Origin of the sequence: Tsukamurella sp. USMM236 (genome assembly GCF_037148755.1) — a bacterium.
Lineage (GTDB): Bacteria > Actinomycetota > Actinomycetes > Mycobacteriales > Mycobacteriaceae > Tsukamurella.
Genome location: NZ_JBBCSS010000008.1, coordinates 138,757 through 158,667, shown reverse-complemented (window position 1 = coordinate 158,667; position 19,911 = coordinate 138,757). Strand labels below are relative to the sequence as shown.

17 protein-coding genes and 1 pseudogene are annotated in these 19,911 nt (G+C 73.0%); 14 read left to right on the top strand and 4 right to left on the bottom strand.

Translation table 11 applies throughout. The annotated features are described in order from the left end of the window. Positions 1 to 1,218: an MFS transporter gene (locus tag WFK95_RS21800; protein ID WP_336671944.1), complete on the top strand. Its 1,218-nt coding sequence runs from the start codon at positions 1 to 3 to the stop codon at positions 1,216 to 1,218. A gap of 23 nt (positions 1,219 to 1,241) precedes the next feature. Here the strand turns inward: WFK95_RS21800 and WFK95_RS21795 are convergent, their stop codons facing one another. After that, on the bottom strand, positions 1,242 to 1,838 hold the full coding sequence (locus WFK95_RS21795) for a TetR/AcrR family transcriptional regulator (protein WP_336671943.1): 597 nt from the start codon (positions 1,836 to 1,838) through the stop codon (positions 1,242 to 1,244). 106 nt (positions 1,839 to 1,944) lie between these two features. On the opposite strand from WFK95_RS21795, the gene WFK95_RS21790 reads away from it, so the two are divergent. The 4 genes and pseudogenes from WFK95_RS21790 to WFK95_RS21775 all read left to right on the top strand — a co-directional run bounded on the left by WFK95_RS21790 (position 1,945) and on the right by WFK95_RS21775 (position 6,163). Next, the gene (locus tag WFK95_RS21790; protein WP_336671942.1) at positions 1,945 to 3,681 is read left to right on the top strand and encodes an amidohydrolase; all 1,737 of its coding nucleotides are present in this window, start codon (positions 1,945 to 1,947) and stop codon (positions 3,679 to 3,681) included. Further along, entirely contained in the window at positions 3,678 to 4,997 is a 1,320-nt protein-coding gene (locus tag WFK95_RS21785) for a M20/M25/M40 family metallo-hydrolase (protein ID WP_336671941.1), read from the top strand. The genes WFK95_RS21790 and WFK95_RS21785 overlap by 4 nt, the downstream gene beginning before the upstream one ends. Further along, positions 4,994 to 5,884 (top strand): annotated as a pseudogene (locus WFK95_RS21780) (nitrilase-related carbon-nitrogen hydrolase); the annotation flags it as partial. The gene WFK95_RS21785 and the pseudogene WFK95_RS21780, both read left to right, overlap by 4 nt. A 99-nt stretch (positions 5,885 to 5,983) precedes the next feature. Further along, positions 5,984 to 6,163, top strand: coding sequence for a hypothetical protein (locus WFK95_RS21775; protein ID WP_336672016.1), 180 nt, complete (start codon positions 5,984 to 5,986; stop codon positions 6,161 to 6,163). A 16-nt stretch (positions 6,164 to 6,179) separates the two neighbouring features. Here the strand turns inward: WFK95_RS21775 and WFK95_RS21770 are convergent, their stop codons facing one another. After that, complete coding sequence (locus tag WFK95_RS21770; protein ID WP_374201286.1) at positions 6,180 to 6,896, bottom strand: CPBP family intramembrane glutamic endopeptidase; 717 nt, start codon at positions 6,894 to 6,896, stop codon at positions 6,180 to 6,182. 105 nt (positions 6,897 to 7,001) lie between these two features. On the opposite strand from WFK95_RS21770, the gene WFK95_RS21765 reads away from it, so the two are divergent. From WFK95_RS21765 to WFK95_RS21745, 5 genes are read left to right on the top strand one after another with little or no spacing between them, the layout of a single operon-like run. Continuing rightward, entirely contained in the window at positions 7,002 to 8,312 is a 1,311-nt protein-coding gene (locus tag WFK95_RS21765) for a glycosyltransferase 87 family protein (RefSeq protein WP_336671940.1), read from the top strand. Between the two features lie 4 nt (positions 8,313 to 8,316). Further along, complete coding sequence (locus WFK95_RS21760; RefSeq protein WP_336671939.1) at positions 8,317 to 9,381, top strand: thiamine ABC transporter substrate-binding protein; 1,065 nt, start codon at positions 8,317 to 8,319, stop codon at positions 9,379 to 9,381. A gap of 13 nt (positions 9,382 to 9,394) precedes the next feature. Then, entirely contained in the window at positions 9,395 to 11,002 is a 1,608-nt protein-coding gene (locus tag WFK95_RS21755) for an ABC transporter permease (RefSeq protein WP_336672015.1), read from the top strand. A 28-nt stretch (positions 11,003 to 11,030) separates the two neighbouring features. Beyond that, on the top strand, positions 11,031 to 12,059 hold the full coding sequence (locus tag WFK95_RS21750; RefSeq protein ID WP_336671938.1) for an ABC transporter ATP-binding protein: 1,029 nt from the start codon (positions 11,031 to 11,033) through the stop codon (positions 12,057 to 12,059). A 4-nt stretch (positions 12,060 to 12,063) separates the two neighbouring features. Further along, entirely contained in the window at positions 12,064 to 14,010 is a 1,947-nt protein-coding gene (locus tag WFK95_RS21745; protein WP_336671937.1) for a GMC family oxidoreductase, read from the top strand. Between the two features lie 29 nt (positions 14,011 to 14,039). Here the strand turns inward: WFK95_RS21745 and WFK95_RS21740 are convergent, their stop codons facing one another. Further along, positions 14,040 to 15,038, bottom strand: coding sequence for a cation diffusion facilitator family transporter (locus WFK95_RS21740; protein WP_336671936.1), 999 nt, complete (start codon positions 15,036 to 15,038; stop codon positions 14,040 to 14,042). Between the two features lie 49 nt (positions 15,039 to 15,087). Here WFK95_RS21740 and mgrA point away from each other — a divergent pair, with 49 nt between their 5' ends. From mgrA to WFK95_RS21725, 3 genes are read left to right on the top strand one after another with little or no spacing between them, the layout of a single operon-like run. Beyond that, positions 15,088 to 16,152 carry an L-glyceraldehyde 3-phosphate reductase gene (mgrA, locus tag WFK95_RS21735; RefSeq protein ID WP_336671935.1) on the top strand — a complete coding sequence of 355 codons (1,065 nt, stop codon included), beginning with the start codon at positions 15,088 to 15,090 and terminating at the stop codon, positions 16,150 to 16,152. Then, complete coding sequence (locus tag WFK95_RS21730) at positions 16,149 to 16,889, top strand: TetR/AcrR family transcriptional regulator (protein WP_224646095.1); 741 nt, start codon at positions 16,149 to 16,151, stop codon at positions 16,887 to 16,889. Before mgrA ends, WFK95_RS21730 begins: the two co-directional genes overlap by 4 nt. 25 nt (positions 16,890 to 16,914) lie before the next feature. Continuing rightward, complete coding sequence (locus WFK95_RS21725) at positions 16,915 to 17,622, top strand: glyoxalase (RefSeq protein WP_224646094.1); 708 nt, start codon at positions 16,915 to 16,917, stop codon at positions 17,620 to 17,622. On the opposite strand, the gene WFK95_RS21720 is transcribed toward WFK95_RS21725, so the two are convergent. Beyond that, positions 17,619 to 17,816, bottom strand: coding sequence for a hypothetical protein (locus WFK95_RS21720; protein ID WP_224646093.1), 198 nt, complete (start codon positions 17,814 to 17,816; stop codon positions 17,619 to 17,621). The two genes, WFK95_RS21725 and WFK95_RS21720, sit on opposite strands and share 4 nt — an antisense overlap. Before the next feature lie 181 nt (positions 17,817 to 17,997). Between WFK95_RS21720 and typA the strand changes: the two genes are divergently transcribed. Beyond that, the gene (gene typA / locus WFK95_RS21715) at positions 17,998 to 19,905 is read left to right on the top strand and encodes a translational GTPase TypA (protein ID WP_224646092.1); all 1,908 of its coding nucleotides are present in this window, start codon (positions 17,998 to 18,000) and stop codon (positions 19,903 to 19,905) included. Positions 19,906 to 19,911 lie beyond the last annotated feature (6 nt).

Sequence of the window (19,911 nt, the reverse complement as noted above, 5' to 3'; positions counted from 1 at the left end):
GTGAGCGTGGACTTCCAGGAGCAGAAGACGGACGCGGTAGGGGGCTCTGTGCTCGCCTGGCGCAATGCCGTCGCGGTGATCTTCGCGCTCAGCGGGCTCACCTTCGCCAGCTACATCGGCCGGTTGCCCCAGGTTCGCGACGATCTGCGGGCCACCACGCTGCAGGTGGCGCTCCTGACCTTCGGCCTGGCGGTCGGCTCGGTCGTGGGCCTCGTCGGCTCGGGGGCGCTGGCCGCGCGGTTCGGAGCGCGCCGCGTCATCGCGGTGACCCTGCCGGCGCTGGGCGTCACCATGATCGCCGCCGCCGCGGGCGCGCAGTCCGGGAACTACGCGCTCACATTGCTGCCGCTGGTCTTCGTCGGGCTCTCGCACGGCATCACCGACGTCTGCATGAACCTCTCCGGCGCCGAGAATGAGCGGGCGCTGGGGCGCACCGTGATGCCCGCCTTCCACGCGGCGTTCTCGATGGGCACCGTGGCCGGCGCGCTCACCGCCGCCGCGGCCCAGGCCGCGCACGTACCGCTGCTGCCGCACCTACTGGTCGTGAACGGCGTCCTGCTGGTGGTCGGCTGGTTCGCGCTGCGGCACGTGCCCTTCCAGGCGCACGACGCCGACGACCACGCCCCGGTCTCCCGCCGCGAGCGGCTGGCGGTGTGGCGCGAGCCCCGCACGCTGCTCATCGGCCTCATGGTGCTCGGAATGGCGCTCACCGAGGGCAGCGCGAACGACTGGCTGGCGTTGGCGATGGTCGACGACCACGGCACGTCGAAGACCGTCGGCACGCTGACTTTCGCGGTCTTCGTCACCTTCATGACGATCGGCCGGCTCGCAGGTACTCGCGTCCTGGACTCCTACGGTCGAGTGCGCACGCTGCGCGCCTGCGGCGCACTCGCCTTCGTGGGCCTCGCGCTCGTCATCTTCGGCCCGACCTGGGCCGCCTACGTGGGTGTGGCGCTGTGGGGCCTCGGCGCCTCGCTCGGCTTCCCCGTCGGCATGTCCGCCGCGGCCGACGAGCCGCGCATGGCGGCGGCGCGGGTCTCCGTGGTCTCGACCATCGGCTACCTCTCGTTCCTCGCCGGCCCACCGATCATCGGCGCCCTGGGCGAGTACGTGACGCTGCTCTACGCGCTGATCCTGGTGCTCGTCGCAGTCGCCGTCGCGGTGGTCGTCGCGCCCGCGGCGCGCGAGCCGGAGGCTTCGGGGCCGGCGGCGGGCTAGCCGCCGGAGTCCGCGCGCGGGTGTCAGGGCGCGGGGAAGTACCGCGCGATCGCGGGGCGCAGGCGCGCCGATTCGAAGTCGTCGACGGGGAGCGCCAGCTGCTCGAGGACGAGGCCGTTGACCGTGGTGAGGAGGTCCGCCGCGTCGGCCTCCGGGTCGGCGGCCCCGGCGCCGCGCAGCTCGCGCGCGAAGGCGGCGCGCTGCGTGGTGCCCCATTCGTCGAGGCTGGCGCGCAGACCCGGGCGGCGCGCGACCTCGAGGAAGAGCTCGTAGCGGGCGATCGCCGCATCCCGGTCGTCGGTGAGTGAGCCGGTGACGTACCGGGTGAGCCGGTCGATGCGCTCGGGAATCCCGGCGTCGGGCAGCTCCTCCGCGAAGAGCGTGCGCACCTCCTCGATCTGGCGCGCGGCCAGCCGGTGCAGGGCCTCGTCCAGCAGCTGGTCGAGGGTCCCGAAGTAGTAGCGGGCGTTGCCGTGCGTGGTGCCGGCCTCCGCCGCCACGGAGCGGTGCGTGAGCGCCCGGGCACCGTCGCGCGCGACCAGCCGGACCGCCGCGTCGAGCAGCGCCTCGCGGCGCGCGGCGCCCCGGGCCATGCGTGGTTCGCGCACCGGTGAGGACATGGTCGCGATCGTACCGTCGGCCGATTTCCGATCAATTTTCTCCAAATGGAGAAAATTGGGGTTACGGTGGTGGCGTCCGCAGGGGACACATCTCGGAAGGGCCGCTATGACCACAACACTCATCACCGGTGGGCGGGTGCTCACCCTCGATCCCGATCGTCCGGAGGCCGAGGCGCTCGTCCTCGACGGGGGCCGGATCGTCGCCGTGGGCGACCGGCGCGCCATGGAGGACGCCGCGGGATCCGGCGCGCAGCGCGTGGACGCCGGTGGCGCCACCGTGATGCCCGGGCTCATCGACACGCACCCGCACGTCATGCATTTCGGCATGCTCGCGGGCGGGCTGGTCGATCTGACGGACGCCGTCGACCACTCCGACATCGTCGCGCGGATCCGGGCGAAGGCCGCCGTCACGCCCGCGGGGGAGTGGATCATGTGCACCCCCGTCGGGGAGCCGCACTACTTCCTGCGCCGCTCCGAGAAGGACCTGCTCGAGCGGCACCTGCCCGACCGGTGGACGCTCGACGCGGCGACCGCCGACCACCCGGTCATGATCCAGGCCTGGGCGCCGAAGATGCCGAACGTGGTGGCCTTCAACAGTGCCGGGCTCCGCGCCGTCGGACTGAGCGCCTTCATTCCCGATCGCGTGTGCGACGTGGAGATCGAGAAGAACGACGCCGGCGAGCTGACCGGCGTCCTCCGTGGACCGGTCACCAACTACTACACCTACGACCCCTTCTGGGGTCAGATCCTGACCAAGCTGCCGCGGCCGAGCCTCGACACCGCCGCCGCCGGGACCACCGCAGAGATGGCGAGGTTCACCCGGCAGGGCGTCACCACGGGCTACGAGGGGCACGCCATGGAACCCGAGCACCTCGCGCTGTACCGGCACCTGCGCGCCGCGGGCGCCCTCACCATGCGCATCCACGCCACCCTCGACGTCGAATCGGTGATCTTCTACCCCTTCGACCCGCTCACCGACGCCGAATTCGCCGACCGGCTCCCGCAGTTCGCGGCGCAGGTGGGGGAGGCGGGCGACGACCTGCTCCGCACCGGCGGCCTCACCATGAGCCCCGGCGGCCCGTGCTTCTCCGGCTACTTCGCCACCTACGAGCCCGCCCTCGACCCGTTCGGCAGGCCCACCCGCGGCACCCGGTTCCTCTCCCTGGAGAAGGAGGAGGCCTTCGTCCGCTACTGCGCCGAACAGGGCATCCGCGCCAACCTCTGCCTCGGCGCGTTCCGCGAGCACGACGACTTCCTCGACATCGCCGAGCGCGTCGTCCGCGAGGTCGATTTCCGCGACCGCCACTGGATCCTGCAGCACGCCATCACCATCACGCCCGCGCAGGCGCGGCGCTACGCGGACCTCGGCTTCCAAGTGACCACCAGCGCCGGCTTCGCGTGGGGCAAGGGCGCCATGTACGGCGAGCGCATCGGCGAGCACGCCTGGCGCGACCTCGAACCCCTCCAGCGGCTCGTCGACACAGGGCTCGACCTCGCCGGCGGCTCCGACTGGGGACCCAAGAACCCCTGGGAGCAGATCGAACTCGCGCAGACCCACCGCTTCGCCGGCAGCGACCACCGCAACGACGGCCCCGACCAGAAGCTCTCCCGCGTCGACGCCCTCCGCATGTGGACCACCGGCGCCGCCGCCGTCCTCGACTGGCCCGAGATCGGCTCGCTCGCCGCGGGGAAGCACGCCGACCTGATCCTCGTGGACCGCGACCCGTCGACCTGCCCGATCGACGAGCTCGCCGGAACCCGGGTGCTGCGCACCTACCTCGGCGGCGAGACCGTCCACGACAGCGGCGAGCTCGCCGCCCCGGCGCAGGAGGTGCGCGCATGACCGCCGCCGATCGGGTACTGGGCCGCGTCGACGGCCTGCGCGAGGAGATGATCGCGACGCTCGGCGACGCGATCGCCGTGCGCAGCGTCAATCCCACCTATCCGGACCAGGACTTCGACGACCTGGTCGGCGGCGAGACCGAGGTCGCGCGGCTGCTCGCCGGCGTCTACCGCGAGGCCGGCGCCGAGACCGAGCTGTTCGGCGAGGTCCCCGGGCGCGACAACGTGGTCGGCGTCGTCCACGGCGAGGGCGACGGGCGCTCGCTCATCTTCAACGGGCACGTCGACGTGGTTCCGGCCGGAGATGCCGACGCCTGGACCCACGACCCCTTCGCCGGCTTCCGCGACGAGACCCACGTGTGGGGCCGCGGCTCCGTCGACATGAAGGCCGGGCTCGTGGCGCAGGCCTTCGCGGCCCGCGCGCTGCGCGAGGCGGGGGTCCGCCTCGGCGGCGACCTGATCCTGCAGGGCGTCGTGGGGGAGGAGAACCTCGAGCACCACCTCGGCACGTCCGCCGTGCTCGCCCGCGGCTACACCGCCGACGGCGCGATCATCGCCGAGCCCACCGGCGCGCTCGCCCCACTGAGCGTGATGCCCGCGACCCCCGGCGTCCTCGTCCTGCGGATCACTGTGACCGGCCGCACCGGCCACGCCTCGGCCCGCTCCCTGATGCGCTCCCAGCGGCGCGCCGGGGCCGAGGACCCGATCGCCGCGAGCGCCGTGGACGGCGCGCTCGCGATCCACGACGCGCTGCGGCGGCTCGAGACCGAGTGGGAGCGCACCCGCGTCGACCCGCTCTTCGAGCCGGGCCAGTTCACCATCGGCCTCGACGTGATCGACGGCGGCGCCCGCGCAGGCCGGAACGTCGCCTTCATCCCCGACGAGACCACCCTGGACTACGCGATCTTCTACCCGCCCGCGGCGGGCATCGCCGACGTGCAGGCCGAGATCGCCGCCGTCGTCGCCCGGGTCGCCGGCGCGGACCCGTGGCTGCGCCGACACCCGCCGGTACTGGACTGGCCGATGCACTACCCCGGCGGGCGCACCGACGGCGACGACCCGTTCTGCCAGATCGTCGTGGCCGCCCGCGAGGACGCCGCCGCCGGAACCGCCTACGCCGGCGCCCCCGACGTCCGGCCCTTCCCGAGCGCGACCGACCTCACCTGGTTCACCGCAGCGGGGATCCCCGCGGTCGGGCTCGGACCGGGCGCCCTCGCCATGGCGCACGCGGTGGACGAACGGTGCGCGATCGACGAGGTCGTCTGCGCGGCGAAGACCTACGCGCTGTCCGCCCTGCGCTGGTGCGGTGTCCGATGACGGCGGCGAACGGGCCGATCGCGCCCTACATGGCCGTGGGCCTCTCGACCTTCGTGCACGGCATCGGCGCGCGCGAGCACATCGCGCGCAACCTCGACGTGATCGAGGAGGCCTTCCACGCCGCGGTCTCCATCGTGGGCATCAACCTCCCGGTCAAGCTGGTAGCCCTGTCCGAGGGGGCGCTCACCGGGTTCACCGACGAGGTCTTCAACCTGCCGCACGCGCGGAGCGCCCGCGAGCTGTTCATCGACATCCCGGGGCCGGAGACCGAGCGGCTCGCCGCGCTGGCGCGGATGTACCGGACCTACGTCGTGGTGCAGTGCAAGGCGCGCTGGCCCGAGGTGATCGAGGACCGGTTCTTCAACGTCATGATCGTGATCTCGCCCGACGGGGAGATCGTGCACCGGGCGGCGAAGAACCATGTCTGGTGCCGCGAGCACTCGTGCACCCCGCACGACGTCTACGACCGATGGGTCGAGCTGTTCGGCGACGGCATCGACGCCTTCTACCCGGTGCTGCGCACGCCCGACATCGGCAACATCGGCACCATCTGCTGCAGCGACGGCGAGTACCCCGAGGCGGTACGGGCGCTCGCGCTGGGCGGCGCCGAGGTGATCTACCGGCCGAGTGAGGCGGTGCCGATGACCGCGGCCGGCCCGGACCCCGGCGGCACCTGGCTGCTGCAGAACCGGGCGCACGCCCACTTCAACGGCGTCTACATGGTGTGCCCCAACACCGGGCCGGTGTACTCGTCGCCGGCGGCGGAGCACCCCGTCGACATCGCGGGCGGCAACGGGCACATCGTCGACTACACGGGGCAGGTGATCGGGCGGGCGCCGTCGGGCGCCAACGCGATCGTCGCGGCCCCCGTCGACGTCGAGGCGCTGCGCCAGTTCCGCGCGATGAACCTCAACTCCAATTGGATGAAGGACCTGCGGACCGAGCTGTTCCGCGGCATGTACGACCGGCCGATCCATCCCGCGAACCTGTGGCTGGACCGCGAGCCGGGCCGGCACGCGGAGGTCGACGAGATCTATCGCGGCAACATCGCGCGGCTCGTGGAATCGGGCGCCTACACCGAGCCCGCGGCGCGGCACCCCGGTGCGCGGCACCTTCCCGGTCCCGCCGACGGCGACTTCGACGCGGTGATCGCGAACTGGGAGTGATGCCCGACGGCGCGGGTCAGCGCAGGAGCTGCCAGGCGAAGGCGGCGGCCAGCGCGCCCGCGCCATTGAGGCACCAGTGCAGCGCGATGGGCGCGATGAGGGATCCGCTGCGGGAGCGCAGCCACGTGAACACCCAGCCGGCGAAGGCGGTCGCGATCACGGCGCCCGCGATGCCGAGGAACTGGGCGAGGGGGCCGGCGCCGAGGATCTTGGTCAGGCCGGCGTTGCCACTGGTCAGGCCCAGCGACGAGGCGATGTGCCAGAAGCCGAAGAGCAGCGAGCCCGTGACGACGACCCAGCGGAAGTGCATCGCGCGCGACAGTGTGCCGTGCAGCGCGCCGCGGAAGGCGAGCTCCTCGGGGATCACCGTCTGCAGCGGGATGATCACCATCGACGCGATGATCGCGGTCGAAAAGGTGGCGTAGCGGTCGTTGAGGAACAGTCCGCGCGTGACCGGCAGCAGCGCGCCGACCACGATCACCGTCGCCACCACGAAGACGGCCGCGGCCGCGTACTTCGCCCCGGAACGCCAGTGCTCGCGGCCCAGGCCCAGCTCGTGCCAGTCCAGGCCGCGGTGGCGGGCGATGCCGATGAGCAGGACGGCGGACACCGGCACGGCCAGCAGGGCGGCCCAGCTGCCGGTGAAATGAGCGACCAGATTGGTCGCGACCAGCACCGCGACCACGACGCCCACGTCGACGATCGCGCGCGCCCCGGAGACCGCCGAACGCAGGGCGGAATGATCGGGGGCGGTCGTCTCGGCTGTGGTCACCCGCTCCATAGTCCAGACGCGCGGCGGTTCGCGCAACGGGTGTGAGCATGGCTAAGGTGTCCACCCGTGACCAAGGACCGCAGCACGTCGGCCGACGGCGGCCGGTCGAGCGGCCTCCGGCGCGTCGCGCTTCCCCTCTTCCTCGTGGCCCTCGGCGCCCGGATCGTGTGGATCCTCGCCGGGCAGCACAACTTCAACTTCGTCGACCTGCGGGTGTACTACGAGGCCGCGCAGCGGGTGACGTCCGACGGCGGGCTCTACGACTTCGCGCTCCGCGACTACACGCCGCAGCAGCCGCTGCCCTTCACCTATCCGCCCTTCGCGGCACTGTTCTTCTACCCGCTGAAGTTCCTCCCCTTCCCGGTGGTCGCGGTCGGCTGGGTGGCGCTCACCGCGGGGCTGTTGTTCCTGGTCATCCGCATGTGCCTGGCGATCCTGGCCGCGGGGCGCGGCGCACCGTCGCGCCTGGGCGACGTGCCGCGCGAGCTGCCCCTGGTGTGGACCGCGGCCGCGCTGTGGATCGACCCCGTGCGGACGAACCTCGACTACGGCCAGATCAACGTGGTCCTCATGACCTTCGGCGTGTGGGCCGCCTACCTCGTCGCCCGCGCCGCCCCGTCGCCGTCCCTCGCGCTGAAGCCGGAGAAGGTCGACGGTGCCTCCGGGTTCCTCGTCGGCCTCGCCGCCGGGATCAAGCTCACCCCCGCGGTGGGCGGACTGTTCCTGCTCGCCCGCGGCCGGGTCTGGGCCGCCGTCTTCTCCGGTGTGACGTTCGCCGCCACCGTCGGGATCAGCTACCTGATCCTGCCCGCGGAGACCCGGCGCTACTTCACGGTGCTGCTCGGCGACACCGGCCCCATCGGCGATCCCGCCAAGCCCGACAACCAGGCGCTGCGCGGCGCGGTCTCCCGGTTCGCCGGCCACGACGTGGGCACCGGGCCGGCGTGGATCATCGCGGTGATCGTGGCCGCCGCCCTGCTGTTCGCCGCCTGGTGGGTGGTGCGCCGCGGCGACGCCCTCATCGCGCTGGTGCTGGTGCAGTTCCTCGGGCTGCTCGCCTCGCCGATCTCGTGGATCCACCACTTCGTGTGGATCGTCCCGCTGCTGATCTGGGTGGTGCACGGCCCCCTCGGCCCGGGCGGCGGCGCGGACTTCCGCACCCCCGGCGCGGGCTTCACGCCCTGGGCGACCGCGGTCGCGGGCGTCACCGCGGTCTTCGGCTACATCGGCGTGCACTTCCTGCGCAAGGGCCTCGCCGCGATCGGGATCGACGACGGCCCCGTCTGGGCCCTGTTCATGGCGCCCGGTGTGCTGGCGCCGATGGTCCTCGTCGCGCTGATCCTCGCGCAGCGGCGGCGGCTGGACGCACTACTCTGAGCGGATGACCACCCTCGGCCGCGTAGGCCTTGCGATCCTCACGGCGGCGACCCTCGCGACCAGCGCCTGCGCGACCAGCACGGCACCGTCGAAGGAGAGTGACGCACCGTCGGCCACGGGCACCGTGACCCTGGTGACCCACTCCAGCTTCCACCTGCCCGAGCAGGTCCTCGCCGACTTCACGAAGCAGACCGGGCTCGCGATCAAGACCGTCGAGCTGGGCGACGGCGGTGAGCTCGCCACCAAGCTGTCGCTGACCCCGGGCAACCCGCCCGGCGACGTCGCGTTCGGCGTGGACAACACCTACGCCGCGCGGCCCGTGCGCGCCGGCGTCTTCGACGAGTACGTCTCGCCCGCCGCCGCGAACGGCGCACAGGACTACGCGCTGGCCGGCATGCCGCAGCTGACCGCGATCGACTTCGGCGACGTCTGCGTCAACATCGACACCCGCTACTTCCGCGCCAAGAACCTGCCCGAGCCGGTCACCTACCAGGACCTCGCGAAGCCCGAGTACCGCGGCCTGACCGTCGTGCAGAACCCCGAGACCGCGTCGCCCGGCATGGCCTTCCTGGCCGGCACCGTCGCGGCCCTCGGCGAGGGCTGGCAGGACTACTGGCGCTCCCTGCGCGCCAACGAGGTCTCCGTGACCCCGAACTGGTCGACCGCGTACTCCACCGACTTCTCCGGCTCGTCGGGCAAGGGCCCGAAGCCGATCGTCGTCTCCTACGCCAGCTCGCCCGCCGCCGAGGTGGGTAAGGACGGCGCCGCGCCCCCGACCAAGGCCCTGCTCGACACCTGCTTCCGGCAGGTCGAGTACGCCGGCGTGCTGCGCGGCACCAAGAACCCCGACGGCGCGCGCAAGCTCATCGACTTCCTGCTGACCCCCGCGGTGCAGGCCACCATCCCCGACGAGATGTACGTCCACCCCGTGACCCGCGGCGTCGCGCTGCCCGAGTCGTGGGCCAAGTACGCGCCGGTCCCGCCGAAGGCCGCCACGCTGCCCGCCGACCGCCTCGCCGACGAGCGCGACGGCTGGGTGCGGCAGTGGCGCCAGCTGATGGGGCGGTGAACCTCCGCCCGTGATGACCACCTCGCGCGGGCGGCTCGCGCTGCTGGCCGCCCCGCTGCTGTTCGTCGCGGTGTTCTTCCTCTGGCCCGTCGCCGCGATCGTCGCGCGCGGGCTCTCGTCCGACGGTGTCGGCCTCTGGCAGGGCTTCACCGGCGCGGGCGGCCTGGGGCTGGTCTGGTTCACGGTCTGGCAGGCCGCGGCGTCGACCCTGCTCACCGTGGTCCTCGGGCTGCCCCTCGCGTGGTTGACCGCGCGGGTGAAGTTCCGCGGGCAGTGGCTCGTGCGCGTGGTGGCGACGGTGCCCTTCGTGCTGCCGACCGTCGTGGTGGGCGTCGCCTTCCGCACTCTGTTCGCGCCCGGCGGGAGCCTCGGCTTCCTCGGCCTCTCCGAGACGGTGTGGGCGGTGCTGCTCGCGCACGCCTACTTCAACGTCTCGGTGGTGGCCCGGATCGTGGGCGGCGTGTGGTCCGCGGTCGACCCGCGCGCCGAACAGGCCGCGCGCACGCTGGGCGCCGGCCCCGTCCGCGCCTTCCTCACCGCGACCGCGCCGGCGCTGCTGCCCGCCATCGCGTCGGCGGCGTCCGTGGTCTTCCTGTTCTGCGCGACGAGCTTCGGCATCGTGCTCGTGGTCGGCGGCAGCCGGCTGCGCACCCTGGAGACCGCGGTCTACCAGGAGGTGGTCGGCGCCTTCGACCTGCGCACCGCCGCGCTGCTCGCGCTGGTGCAGATCGTCATCGTGGTGCTCGCCGTCGCCCTGAGTGGCGCGCTGCGGGTGCGGGTCTCGCGGCCCTCGGCGTCTGCGCGGGTCGAGCCGCCCCGTCCCGGGGGCCGCGCCCGGCTCGCGGTGCTCGTCGGCGTGCCCGTGAGCGTCGCGCTGCTGCTCTTCCCGCTCGCTGCCCTGCTCCTGCGCTCGCTGCGCCCCGACCCGTCGGGCGCGCTGAGCCTCGACGCCTACCGGCGGCTGACCACCGGCTTCGGCGGCGTCGTGCCCGTGAAGGCGCTGGTGATGTCGCTGGTCACGGCCGCGCAGGCGGGGGCGATCGCGCTGCTCGTCGGCGGGCTCGCCGCGGTGGCGATCGCCCGCTCCCGCGGGCTGCTGAGCCGGTTCGCCGACGCCGTGGTGATGCTGCCGCTCGGCGTGAGCGCCGTGACGCTCGGTTTCGGTTACCTCCTCGCGCTGCAGTCCCTGCCCGCGATCCGCGAATCGCCCGCCGTGCTGCCCTTCGTGCAGGCGCTCGTCGCGTTGCCGCTGGTGGTGAGGGTGCTGGTGCCCGCGCTCGGGGCCGTCGACCCGCGGCAGCGGCAGGCCGCCGCCGTGCTCGGGGCCTCGCCGGTGCGCGTCTTCACCTCCGTCGACCTGCCGGTGATCAGCCGGTCGGTGGCCGTTGCCGCGGGCTTCGCGTACGTCGTTACCCTGGGGGAGTTCGGGGCCGCCAGCTTCCTGGTGCGGCCCGAGCAGATGACGCTGCCAGTGCTGATCGGCCGGATATCCGGCCGCCCCGGCTGGGCCGACGCGGCGCTCGCCGCGTCGTGCTCCGTGCTGCTCATCGCCGCGACGGTGCTGGTGATCGGCGCCGTCGAGGCGCTGCGCCGCGACGACGCCGGGCGGGCGGAGTTCTGATGCGTGTCGGCGGGGGAGAGGAGTCGCGATGCTGACCATCGACCGGGTCTCGGTGCGCTACGGCGACCGGACGGCCGTGCGGGACGTCTCGCTCACCGTCGGGAACACCGCCGCGACGGGCGGGGCGGACTCCGTGACCGCGCTGCTCGGGCCGTCGGGCTGCGGCAAGTCCACCCTGCTGCGCGCCGTCGCGGGCCTCGAGCCCCTGGCCGGCGGGCGCATCCTCTGGGACGGCGAGGACCTCGCGCCCGTGCCCACCCACCGCCGCGGCTTCGGCGTCGTCTTCCAGGACGGACAGCTCTTCGGGCACCGCGACGTGGCCGGCAACATCCGCTACGGGCTGCAGCGCCACCACTGGCAGCGCGCCGAGGCGAACGCCCGCGTCGAGGAACTGCTGAATCTCGTCGGGCTGCCCGGGATGGGCGCGCGGCCCGTCGGGGAGTTGTCCGGCGGGCAGCAGCAGCGCGTCGCGCTGGCCCGCGCGCTGGCCCCGAAGCCCCGCCTCCTCCTGCTCGACGAGCCGCTCTCGGCCCTGGACCGGCAGCTGCGCGACCGCCTCGTGGGCGACCTGCGCCGCATCCTCCGCGAGACCGGGACGCCCGCGCTCATCGTGACCCACGACCACGACGAGGCCGTCGAGCTCGCCGACACCGTCGCCGTGCTGGACGCCGGCGAGCTGGCCCAGGTGGACCGGCCCGCCCGGCTGTGGCGGCGCCCCCGCACGCCCGACGTGGCCCGCTTCCTCGGCTACTCCGTCCTGCTCGACGCGCAGGTCAAGGACCTACAGGCGACCTCCGCGCTGGGCCAGGTGCTCGTCGACTGCCCCGACGGGCGGTTCCGGCTCGGCCTGCGCCCCGGCTCCGTCGTGATCCAGGCGCACGGGGTGCCGGCCCGGGTGACCGGCTCCGTCCCCACGGCCGACGGGGTGCGGATCACCGCCGCCGTCGACACCGACGACGGCGAGCTGCTGGTCGACGCGCTCGGCGACACCGCGCCAGCCGACGGCGAGACGGTGCGCGTCGCGCTCAATCCGCGCCGCATCGCCGTGATCGGATAGTCCCGTGACCGACGTCTTCACCCCGCGCCAGGCCCGCGCGCTGCTCTCGATCGCCGACACGCTCGTCCCCGGCGGCGACGGCGTGCCCGGCGCCCGGGACATCGACTTCCTGGCCTCCGTCTCGCGCACCGCGCAGCACAAGATGCTGCCGCGCGAGCTGCGCGAGCTCAAGCTCTTCCTCGACGTGTGGGACACCCGCGGCTTCGGCCTGGTGAACCGGATCGGCCCCCGCAAGTTCTCCGCGCTGCCGCAGGAGCGGCGCGAGAAGGTCCTGCTGGGCTGGGGCAGGCACCCGCGTGCCGAGATCCGGACCGTTTTTCAGGGGCTGCGCTCATTGCTGATCGGCGCGTACTACATCGCGCCGGACGCCGTCGCCGCGCGCGCCGCGACGGGTTACCCCGAGGCGCCCGGGCCGCTGCCCGACGCCCCCGAGAGGCCGCTCCGGCCCCTGACGATCCCCGCGGGCGGTGCGCGCCTCACCGCCGACGTCGTAGTCGTCGGTTCCGGCGCGGGCGGCGGCACCGCGGCCGCCGTGCTCGCCGCCGCCGGCCTCGACGTGCTGGTCCTCGAACGCGGCGGCTACCACGACGACCGCGACTTCGGCCGGGGCGAGTTGGAGTCGCTCACCACGCTGTACGCCGGCGCGCCCGCGATCTCGGCCGAGGGGCAGTTCTCGTCCCTCATGGCGGGCGGAACGCTCGGCGGCGGCACCGTCGTCAACTGGACCACCTCGTTCGCGACGCCCGAGCACGTCCGGGCCGAATGGGCCGCGCACGGCGCGCGACAGTTCGCGGGCGACGAGTTCACCCGCGCGCTCGACGCCGTGCAGCGCCGGCTGGGGGTGAACACCGACCACGGCTCGGCCTCTTCGCGCGACGCGATCCTCGAGCGCGGGCTCGCCGCGCTCGGCTGGCAGCGCGACGCCATGCCCCGCAACGTGCTCGGCTGCGACCAGGGGGTCGAGTGCGGGCGCTGCGGCTACGGCTGCCGCATCGGTGCCAAGCAGTCCACCGCCAAGACCTGGCTGCAGGACGCCGCCGCCGACGGTGCGCGGATCGCCGTCGGCGTCGAGGTCCGGCGCGTGATCGTGGAGCGGGGCCGGGCGACCGGCGTCGAGGCGATCGGGCCCGACGGTGCCCCGGTCACCGTCGCCGCGAAGGCCGTCGTGGTCGCGGCGGGCTCGCTGCAGACCCCGCCGCTGCTGCGGCGCTCGGGCCTGCGGAACGAGCGGATCGGCGAGAACCTGCGCCTGCACCCGGTGACCGCGGTGGCCGGCGTGTTCGACGAGGACGTTCGCCCCTGGGAGGGCGGCCTGCAGACCCGCTACTCCACCGAGCACGCCGACCTCGACGGCGAGGGATACGGCGTCATCTACGAGACCGGTCCCGTCAGCCCCGGCGCGATCACCCTGTTCCAGCCCTGGCACTCGGCGGCGCGGCACGCCGCCGACATGCGGGCGATGCGGCACACCGTGCAGGTGGGCGTCATCGTCCGCGACACCGGCAGCGGGCGGGTCACCGTCGGGCGGGACGGCGAGCCCGTCGTGCGGTACCGGCTGAACGATCGCGACGCCGCGCACATGCAGCGCGGCGTGGTCGGTGCGGCCGAGATCCTCGCCGCCGCGGGCGCGACGTCGGTGCGCAGCTCGCACCAGAACCGCGTCTCCGCCGACCTGCCCGGGTCGCTCGACGGCTTCGCCGCCGCCGCGCAGCGGGAGGGCTACGCGCCCGCGCGGTGCATGATGATCGCGCTGCACATCATGGGCACCGCCGCGATGGGCGGCAGCCGGCAGACCTCGGCGACGGACCCCGACGGCGCGACCTGGGAGGTGCCGAACCTCGTGGTCGCCGACGCCTCGTGCTTCCCCACGCCGAGCGGCGTGAACCCGATGATCTCCATCGAGGCCATCGCGCACATGAACGCCTCGCGGCTGGCGGCGCGGCTCGGGTAGGCGGCGCCGACGGCGGCGCGCCCGTCCCGCTAGGCGCGGCGCTCGTCCTCGGGCAGGTACCAGTCGGGGAGGGGCTCGGCGGCCAGCCGGGTGGTGTCGCCGGGGCGGGTGAGGGTGAAGAGGGCCCGCTGGATGCGGGGGATGCGGTTCATGTCGTCCGAGATCGCGGCCAGCCGCGCCGCGACCTGGGACTCCGGCAGGTCGCCCTCGAGGTCGACGGCCGCGACCAGGAACAGCCGGTCGGCGCCGACCCACTCCATGTGCAGGAAGCTCACCTGCTTGACGTCCGGGTGCGACTGCAGCGCCTCCAGCATGCGGTTGCGGGCCAGCGGCGTCGCCTCCTCACCCGTGAGGAAGTCCATGTTGCGCCGGATCAGGAACACCGCGACGAAGCCCAGCAGGATGCCGACGAGGATCGACCCGACGGCGTCCCACACGGGGTTGCCGGTGATCTGGTGCAGCGCCATCGCGCTCGCGGCGATGACGATGCCGATGAGCGCGCTGAGATCCTCCGCGAAGACCGAGCGCAGCACCGGATTCGACGTCACCCGCACGTACCGCAGTGGGTGCAACATCCGCTCCTGCGCGCCCTCCTTCGTCTGGCGCAGCGCCTGCGCGAACGAGATCCCCTCGAGCACGAACGAGATCGCCAGCACGGCGTAGCCCCAGCCGTAATCCGTCGCCTCCTCGGGCGCGCCGAGCGACGAGATCCCGTGCCACACCGAGACGGCCGCGCCCACGCTGAACAGCCCGAAGGCTGCGAACATCGACCACACGTAGCCCGAGCGTCCGTAGCCGAACGGGTGCGAATCGTCGGCGGGCTTCGCCGCGCGCTTCGCGCCGATGAGGAGGAAGACCTCGTTGCCCGTGTCGGCCCACGAGTGCGCGGCCTCGGCCACCATCGCCGCCGAGCCGGTGACCACCGCAGCCACCGACTTCGCCACCGCGATCAGCACGTTCGCGGCGAACGCGACGAGCACCGTCAGCAGGCTCTCGTCCTGGGTTCCGTTCGTCGCCTCGTCGCTCATGCTGCCGATCGTAGGCCCGGCGGCGCCGTGCGCCGGGCATGATGGGGGTATGGGTGCATTCGATCCGTACGTCGCCGCCGATCGCCGCTACGACGGGGTGCCGTACCGCCGGGTGGGGGAGGCGGGGCTCACGCTCCCGGCGGTCTCACTGGGCCTGTGGCACAACTTCGGCGACGACAAGCCGCTGCAGACCCAGCGCGACATCCTGCGCCGGGCCTTCGACCTCGGCGTGACCCACTTCGACCTCGCGAACAACTACGGCCCGCCGCCCGGCAGCGCCGAGCGGAACTTCGGCACGCTCTTCGCCGAGGACTTCCGGCCCTACCGCGACCAGCTCATCATCTCCTCGAAGGCGGGTTGGGACATGCAGCCCGGCCCCTACGGCTTCGGCGGCTCCCGCAAGTATCTGCTCTCCTCGCTGGACAGCTCGCTGCGGCGGATGGGCCTGGACCACGTGGACATCTTCTACAGCCACCGGCCCGACCCCGAGACGCCGCTCGAGGAGACCATGGGCGCGCTGCACACGGCCGTCACCTCCGGACGGGCGCTGTACGTGGGCATCTCCTCGTACAGCGCCGAGCTGACCGCGCGGGCGCAGGAGATCATGCGCGGACTCGGCACGCCGCTGCTCATCCACCAGCCCTCGTACTCGATGCTCAACCGTTGGATCGAGCGCGGCGGGGAGGGCGGCGGGCCGTCGTTGCTGGAGACCACCGCGGCCGAGGGCATGGGCGTCATCGCCTTCTCGCCGCTCGCGCAGGGCCTGCTCACCGACCGCTACCTCGGCGGCGTGCCCGAGGACTCCCGCGCCGCCGCGGGCAAGAGCCTCTCCGACGGCATGCTGTCCGAGGAGAACCTGGCGCGCGTCCGGGGGCTGGCCGGCATCGCCGCCGACCGCGGCCAGACGCTCGCGCAGATGGCGATCGCGTGGGTGCTGCGGTCGCCGGCGGTGACCTCCGCGCTGATCGGGGCGTCCAGCGTCGCGCAGCTCGAGGACAGCGTGGGCGCCGTCGCGAACCTCGCCTTCACCGCCGACGAGCTGGCCGCGATCGACGAGTTCGCCGTGGACGGCGACGTGAACATCTGGTGGGGCGCCACCGCCTCGACGTCATGACCACCGCGCGGACCGGCGCGACCGGCCGGGGCGCCGCAGCCCGGAGCAGCGCCGCGGGACGGACCGACGCGGGACGGAGCGCGGCCGGACGGAGCGCCGCCGGGCGGGTGTACGGCGGTGCCGACGCCCGCACCCGGCACGCCGAGCGGCTCGCCCGGCTCGAGGACGCCGGGCTGGAGCTGTTCGCCACTGTCGGGTACCAGCAGACGACGGTCGCCGACGTCTGCGAGCGCGCGAAGGTCTCGCGGCGCCACTTCTACGAGCAGTTCGCCGACCGCGAGGCCCTCCTGCGGCACCTCTACACCGGCGTCCACGACCGCGGGCGCGCCGCCGTCGCCGATGCGCTGGCGGCCGGTGCCCCCGCCGCGGGCACCGGCGACGGGGCCGTCGCGGCGCTGGTCGCGTCGGGGCTGACCGCGTACATCGGCGCGGTGCTCGCCGACCCGCGGGGGCTGCGGGTGGCCTTCGTCGAGGTCGTGGGAGTGAGCGCCGAGCTGGAGGCGTTCCGGCTGGCGAACCGCGACCTGTGGGCGCAGACCATCCGGTCGGCGGCGGAGGCGGCCGGCGCGCGGCCCGTGGCGCCGTGGGTGCACGCGGCCTTCATCCCGTCGGTCAACGAGTTCCTCATGGCCTGGTGGCAGCACGGGGGCGACCGGTCGAATCCCGCGGAGCTGGTGCGCGTGCTGACGTCCGTGCTGGTGAACCTGCTGGTGACGGCACCGTCGGACAGGAACTGACCGCATTCCGCACTAGCCTGGCGGGGTGCCCACCACCGCCGTTCCGGTCCTGCCCTGCGTCGACCCCGAGGCCACCCGCGACTTCTACACCGCCCTCGGATTCGAGTGCACGGGCTACCAGGTCCGCCCCTACCTCTACCTCGCGTTCACGCGCGACGGTGCGGACGTCCACTTCGCGCGGTTCGCCCGCGACGCCGACGACACCGGGATCTGCCTGCTGCTGGTCGACGACGTCGCCGCGGAGCACGCCGCGTTCAAGGCCGCGATCAAGGGACTCCTCGGAAAGGTGCCCGCCTCGGGGGAGCCGCGGCTGACCCGGTTCCGCCCGGGCGCCTCCCGGTTCACCCTCGTCGACCCGTCGGGGAACCAGCTGCTGATCATCCGCAAGGACGAGGAGGAGTTCGAGTACGGCGGCGCGAAGGAGCTGTCCGGGCTCGCGAAGGCGCTCGACAACGCCCGCATCCTCAGTGGCTTCAAGGGCGACGACGTCGCGGCCTATCGGGCGTTGACCTCGGCGCTGCGGCGCCCGAAGGAGGGCGACACGGATGCCGACCGTGCTTGCGCCCTGGCCTTCCTGCTCGAGCTCGCGCCGGCGGCGGGCCGCGACGCGGACGTGCCGGGTCTGGTGGGGGAGCTGCGGGCACTGCCGGTGACCCCGGAGGAGCTCGACCGCGCCGTCGCGACCGCCGCCGATCCGGGCGCGTTGCGGAAGCTCCTGGAACCGGCGGACTAGGCCACGCGCGTGCGATCGGGGTTGGCGCGCACCGTCTTCAGGGACTTCTCGAGTTCCTTCTTCGAGGCGCCGTGGGCGGCCATCCGGTTGAGCTTGTGGATCACCACAGGGCACTTCATGCACCGCGTCTTCTTACGGCAGCACTTCTTCTTGGGCTTGCTGCCCACGAGTTTGTGCGCCTTGGTCTTACTCACCTGAATAGGTTAGCGCAACCTAATCGTGGGATGCCAACCGTCACATCCGGCGGTCACGATGCGGCTCCGCGGGCCTCTGGGAAGTAACCTGGTCACGACCAGGCGTGTCCACACGCCCCCTTCGACGCGCCCACGGACCATCGGCCGTAGCGCGCGCACGACCACCTCCAGGAGAACCACAGTGGCTCAGCCCAGCTTCCGCAACGTCGCCATCGTCGCGCACGTCGACCACGGGAAGACCACCCTGGTCGACGCCATGCTGCGGCAGTCCGGCGCGTTCGCCGAGCGTGCCGAGCTGGTGGACCGGGTCATGGACTCGGGTGACCTGGAGAAGGAGAAGGGCATCACCATCCTGGCGAAGAACACGGCCGTGCACCGTGTGAACGCCGACGGCACCACCACCGTCATCAACGTGATCGACACCCCCGGCCACGCCGACTTCGGCGGCGAGGTCGAGCGCGGCCTGTCCATGGTCGACGGTGTCGTCCTGCTGGTCGACGCCTCCGAGGGCCCGCTCCCGCAGACCCGCTTCGTGCTGCGCAAGGCGCTCGCCGCGTCGCTGCCCGTCATCCTGGTCGTGAACAAGACCGACCGCCCGGACGCCCGCATCGAGGAGGTCGTCACCGAGGCGCAGGACCTGCTGCTCGACCTCGCGTCGGACCTGTCCGACGAGGCCGCGGAGGCCGCCGAGCTCGCGCTCGAGCTCCCCGTCGTCTACGCCTCCGGCCGCGAGGGCAAGGCCAGCACCACGGCCCCCGCCGACGGCACCGTCCCCGACGCCGAGAACCTCGACGAGCTGTTCCAGATCCTGCACGACTACATCCCCGCCCCCAAGGGCGACGCCGCGGCGCCGCTGCAGGCCCACGTCACCAACCTCGACGCGTCGGCCTTCCTCGGCCGCCTCGCGCTGGTCCGCATCCACAACGGCACCCTCCGCAAGGGGCAGACCGTCGCCTGGATGCGTGAGGTCGACGGCGAGCCCGTGATCACCAACGCCAAGGTCACCGAGCTGCTCGCCACCGACGGCGTCGAGCGCAAGCCCGCCGAGGAGGCCGTCGCGGGCGACATCGTCGCCGTCGCGGGCTTCCCGGAGATCATGATCGGCGACACCCTCGCCGACCTCGAGAACCCCGTCGCGCTGCCCCGCATCACGGTCGACCAGCCCGCCATCTCGGTGACCATCGGCACCAACACGTCGCCGCTGGTCGGCAAGGTCTCGGGCCACAAGCTGACCGCCCGCATGGTGAAGTCGCGCCTCGACTCCGAGCTCATCGGCAACGTCTCGCTCAAGGTGCTCGACATCGGCAAGCCCGACCAGTGGGAGGTGCAGGGCCGCGGCGAGCTGGCGCTGGCCATCCTCGTCGAGCAGATGCGGCGCGAGGGCTTCGAGCTCACCGTTGGCAAGCCCCAGGTCGTCACCCGCAAGGTCGACGGCAAGGTGCACGAGCCCTTCGAGCACCTGACCATCGACGTCCCCGAGGAGTACCTCGGCTCGGTCACCCAGCTGCTCGCGAACCGTCGCGGCCGCATGGAGACCATGGCCAACCAGGGCACCGGCTGGGTCCGCATGGAGTTCGTCGTCCCGTCGCGCGGCCTCATCGGCTTCCGCACCGACTTCCTCACCGAGACCCGCGGCACCGGCATCGCCAACGCCGTCTTCCACGAGTACGCGGCGTGGGCCGGCGAGATCCGCGCCCGCCACACCGGCTCGCTCGTCTCGGACCGCCAGGGCAGCGTGACCCCGTTCGCGATGATCCAGCTCGCCGACCGCGGCACCTTCTTCGTCGAGCCCGGCGCCGACACCTACGAGGGCATGGTCGTGGGCATCAACCCCCGCGCCGAGGACCTCGACATCAACGTCACCAAGGAGAAGAAGCTGACCAACATGCGTCAGTCCTCCGCCGACGTGATGGAGACCCTCGCCAAGCCCATCAAGCTGGAGCTCGAGGCCGCGATGGAGTTCTGCGCCGGCGACGAGTGCGTCGAGGTCACCCCCGAGGTCGTTCGGGTGCGTAAGGTGCACCTGAACGCCACCGAGCGCGCCCGTGAGCGCTCGCGCGCCAAGTCGCGGGACCAGTCCGCGGGCTGATCCCGC

Bases quoted from the DNA above. Each gene is read 5' to 3' on its own strand.
- WFK95_RS21730 (WP_224646095.1), top strand. From the start codon at position 16,149: ATGACCACCGCGCGGACCGGCGCGACCGGCCGGGGCGCCGCAGCCCGG.
- WFK95_RS21740 (WP_336671936.1), bottom strand. From the start codon at position 15,038: ATGAGCGACGAGGCGACGAACGGAACCCAGGACGAGAGCCTGCTGACG.
- WFK95_RS21795 (WP_336671943.1), bottom strand. From the start codon at position 1,838: ATGTCCTCACCGGTGCGCGAACCACGCATGGCCCGGGGCGCCGCGCGC.
- WFK95_RS21750 (WP_336671938.1), top strand. From the start codon at position 11,031: ATGCTGACCATCGACCGGGTCTCGGTGCGCTACGGCGACCGGACGGCC.
- mgrA (WP_336671935.1), top strand. From the start codon at position 15,088: ATGGGTGCATTCGATCCGTACGTCGCCGCCGATCGCCGCTACGACGGG.
- WFK95_RS21760 (WP_336671939.1), top strand. From the start codon at position 8,317: ATGACCACCCTCGGCCGCGTAGGCCTTGCGATCCTCACGGCGGCGACC.
- WFK95_RS21785 (WP_336671941.1), top strand. From the start codon at position 3,678: ATGACCGCCGCCGATCGGGTACTGGGCCGCGTCGACGGCCTGCGCGAG.
- WFK95_RS21790 (WP_336671942.1), top strand. From the start codon at position 1,945: ATGACCACAACACTCATCACCGGTGGGCGGGTGCTCACCCTCGATCCC.
- WFK95_RS21755 (WP_336672015.1), top strand. From the start codon at position 9,395: ATGACCACCTCGCGCGGGCGGCTCGCGCTGCTGGCCGCCCCGCTGCTG.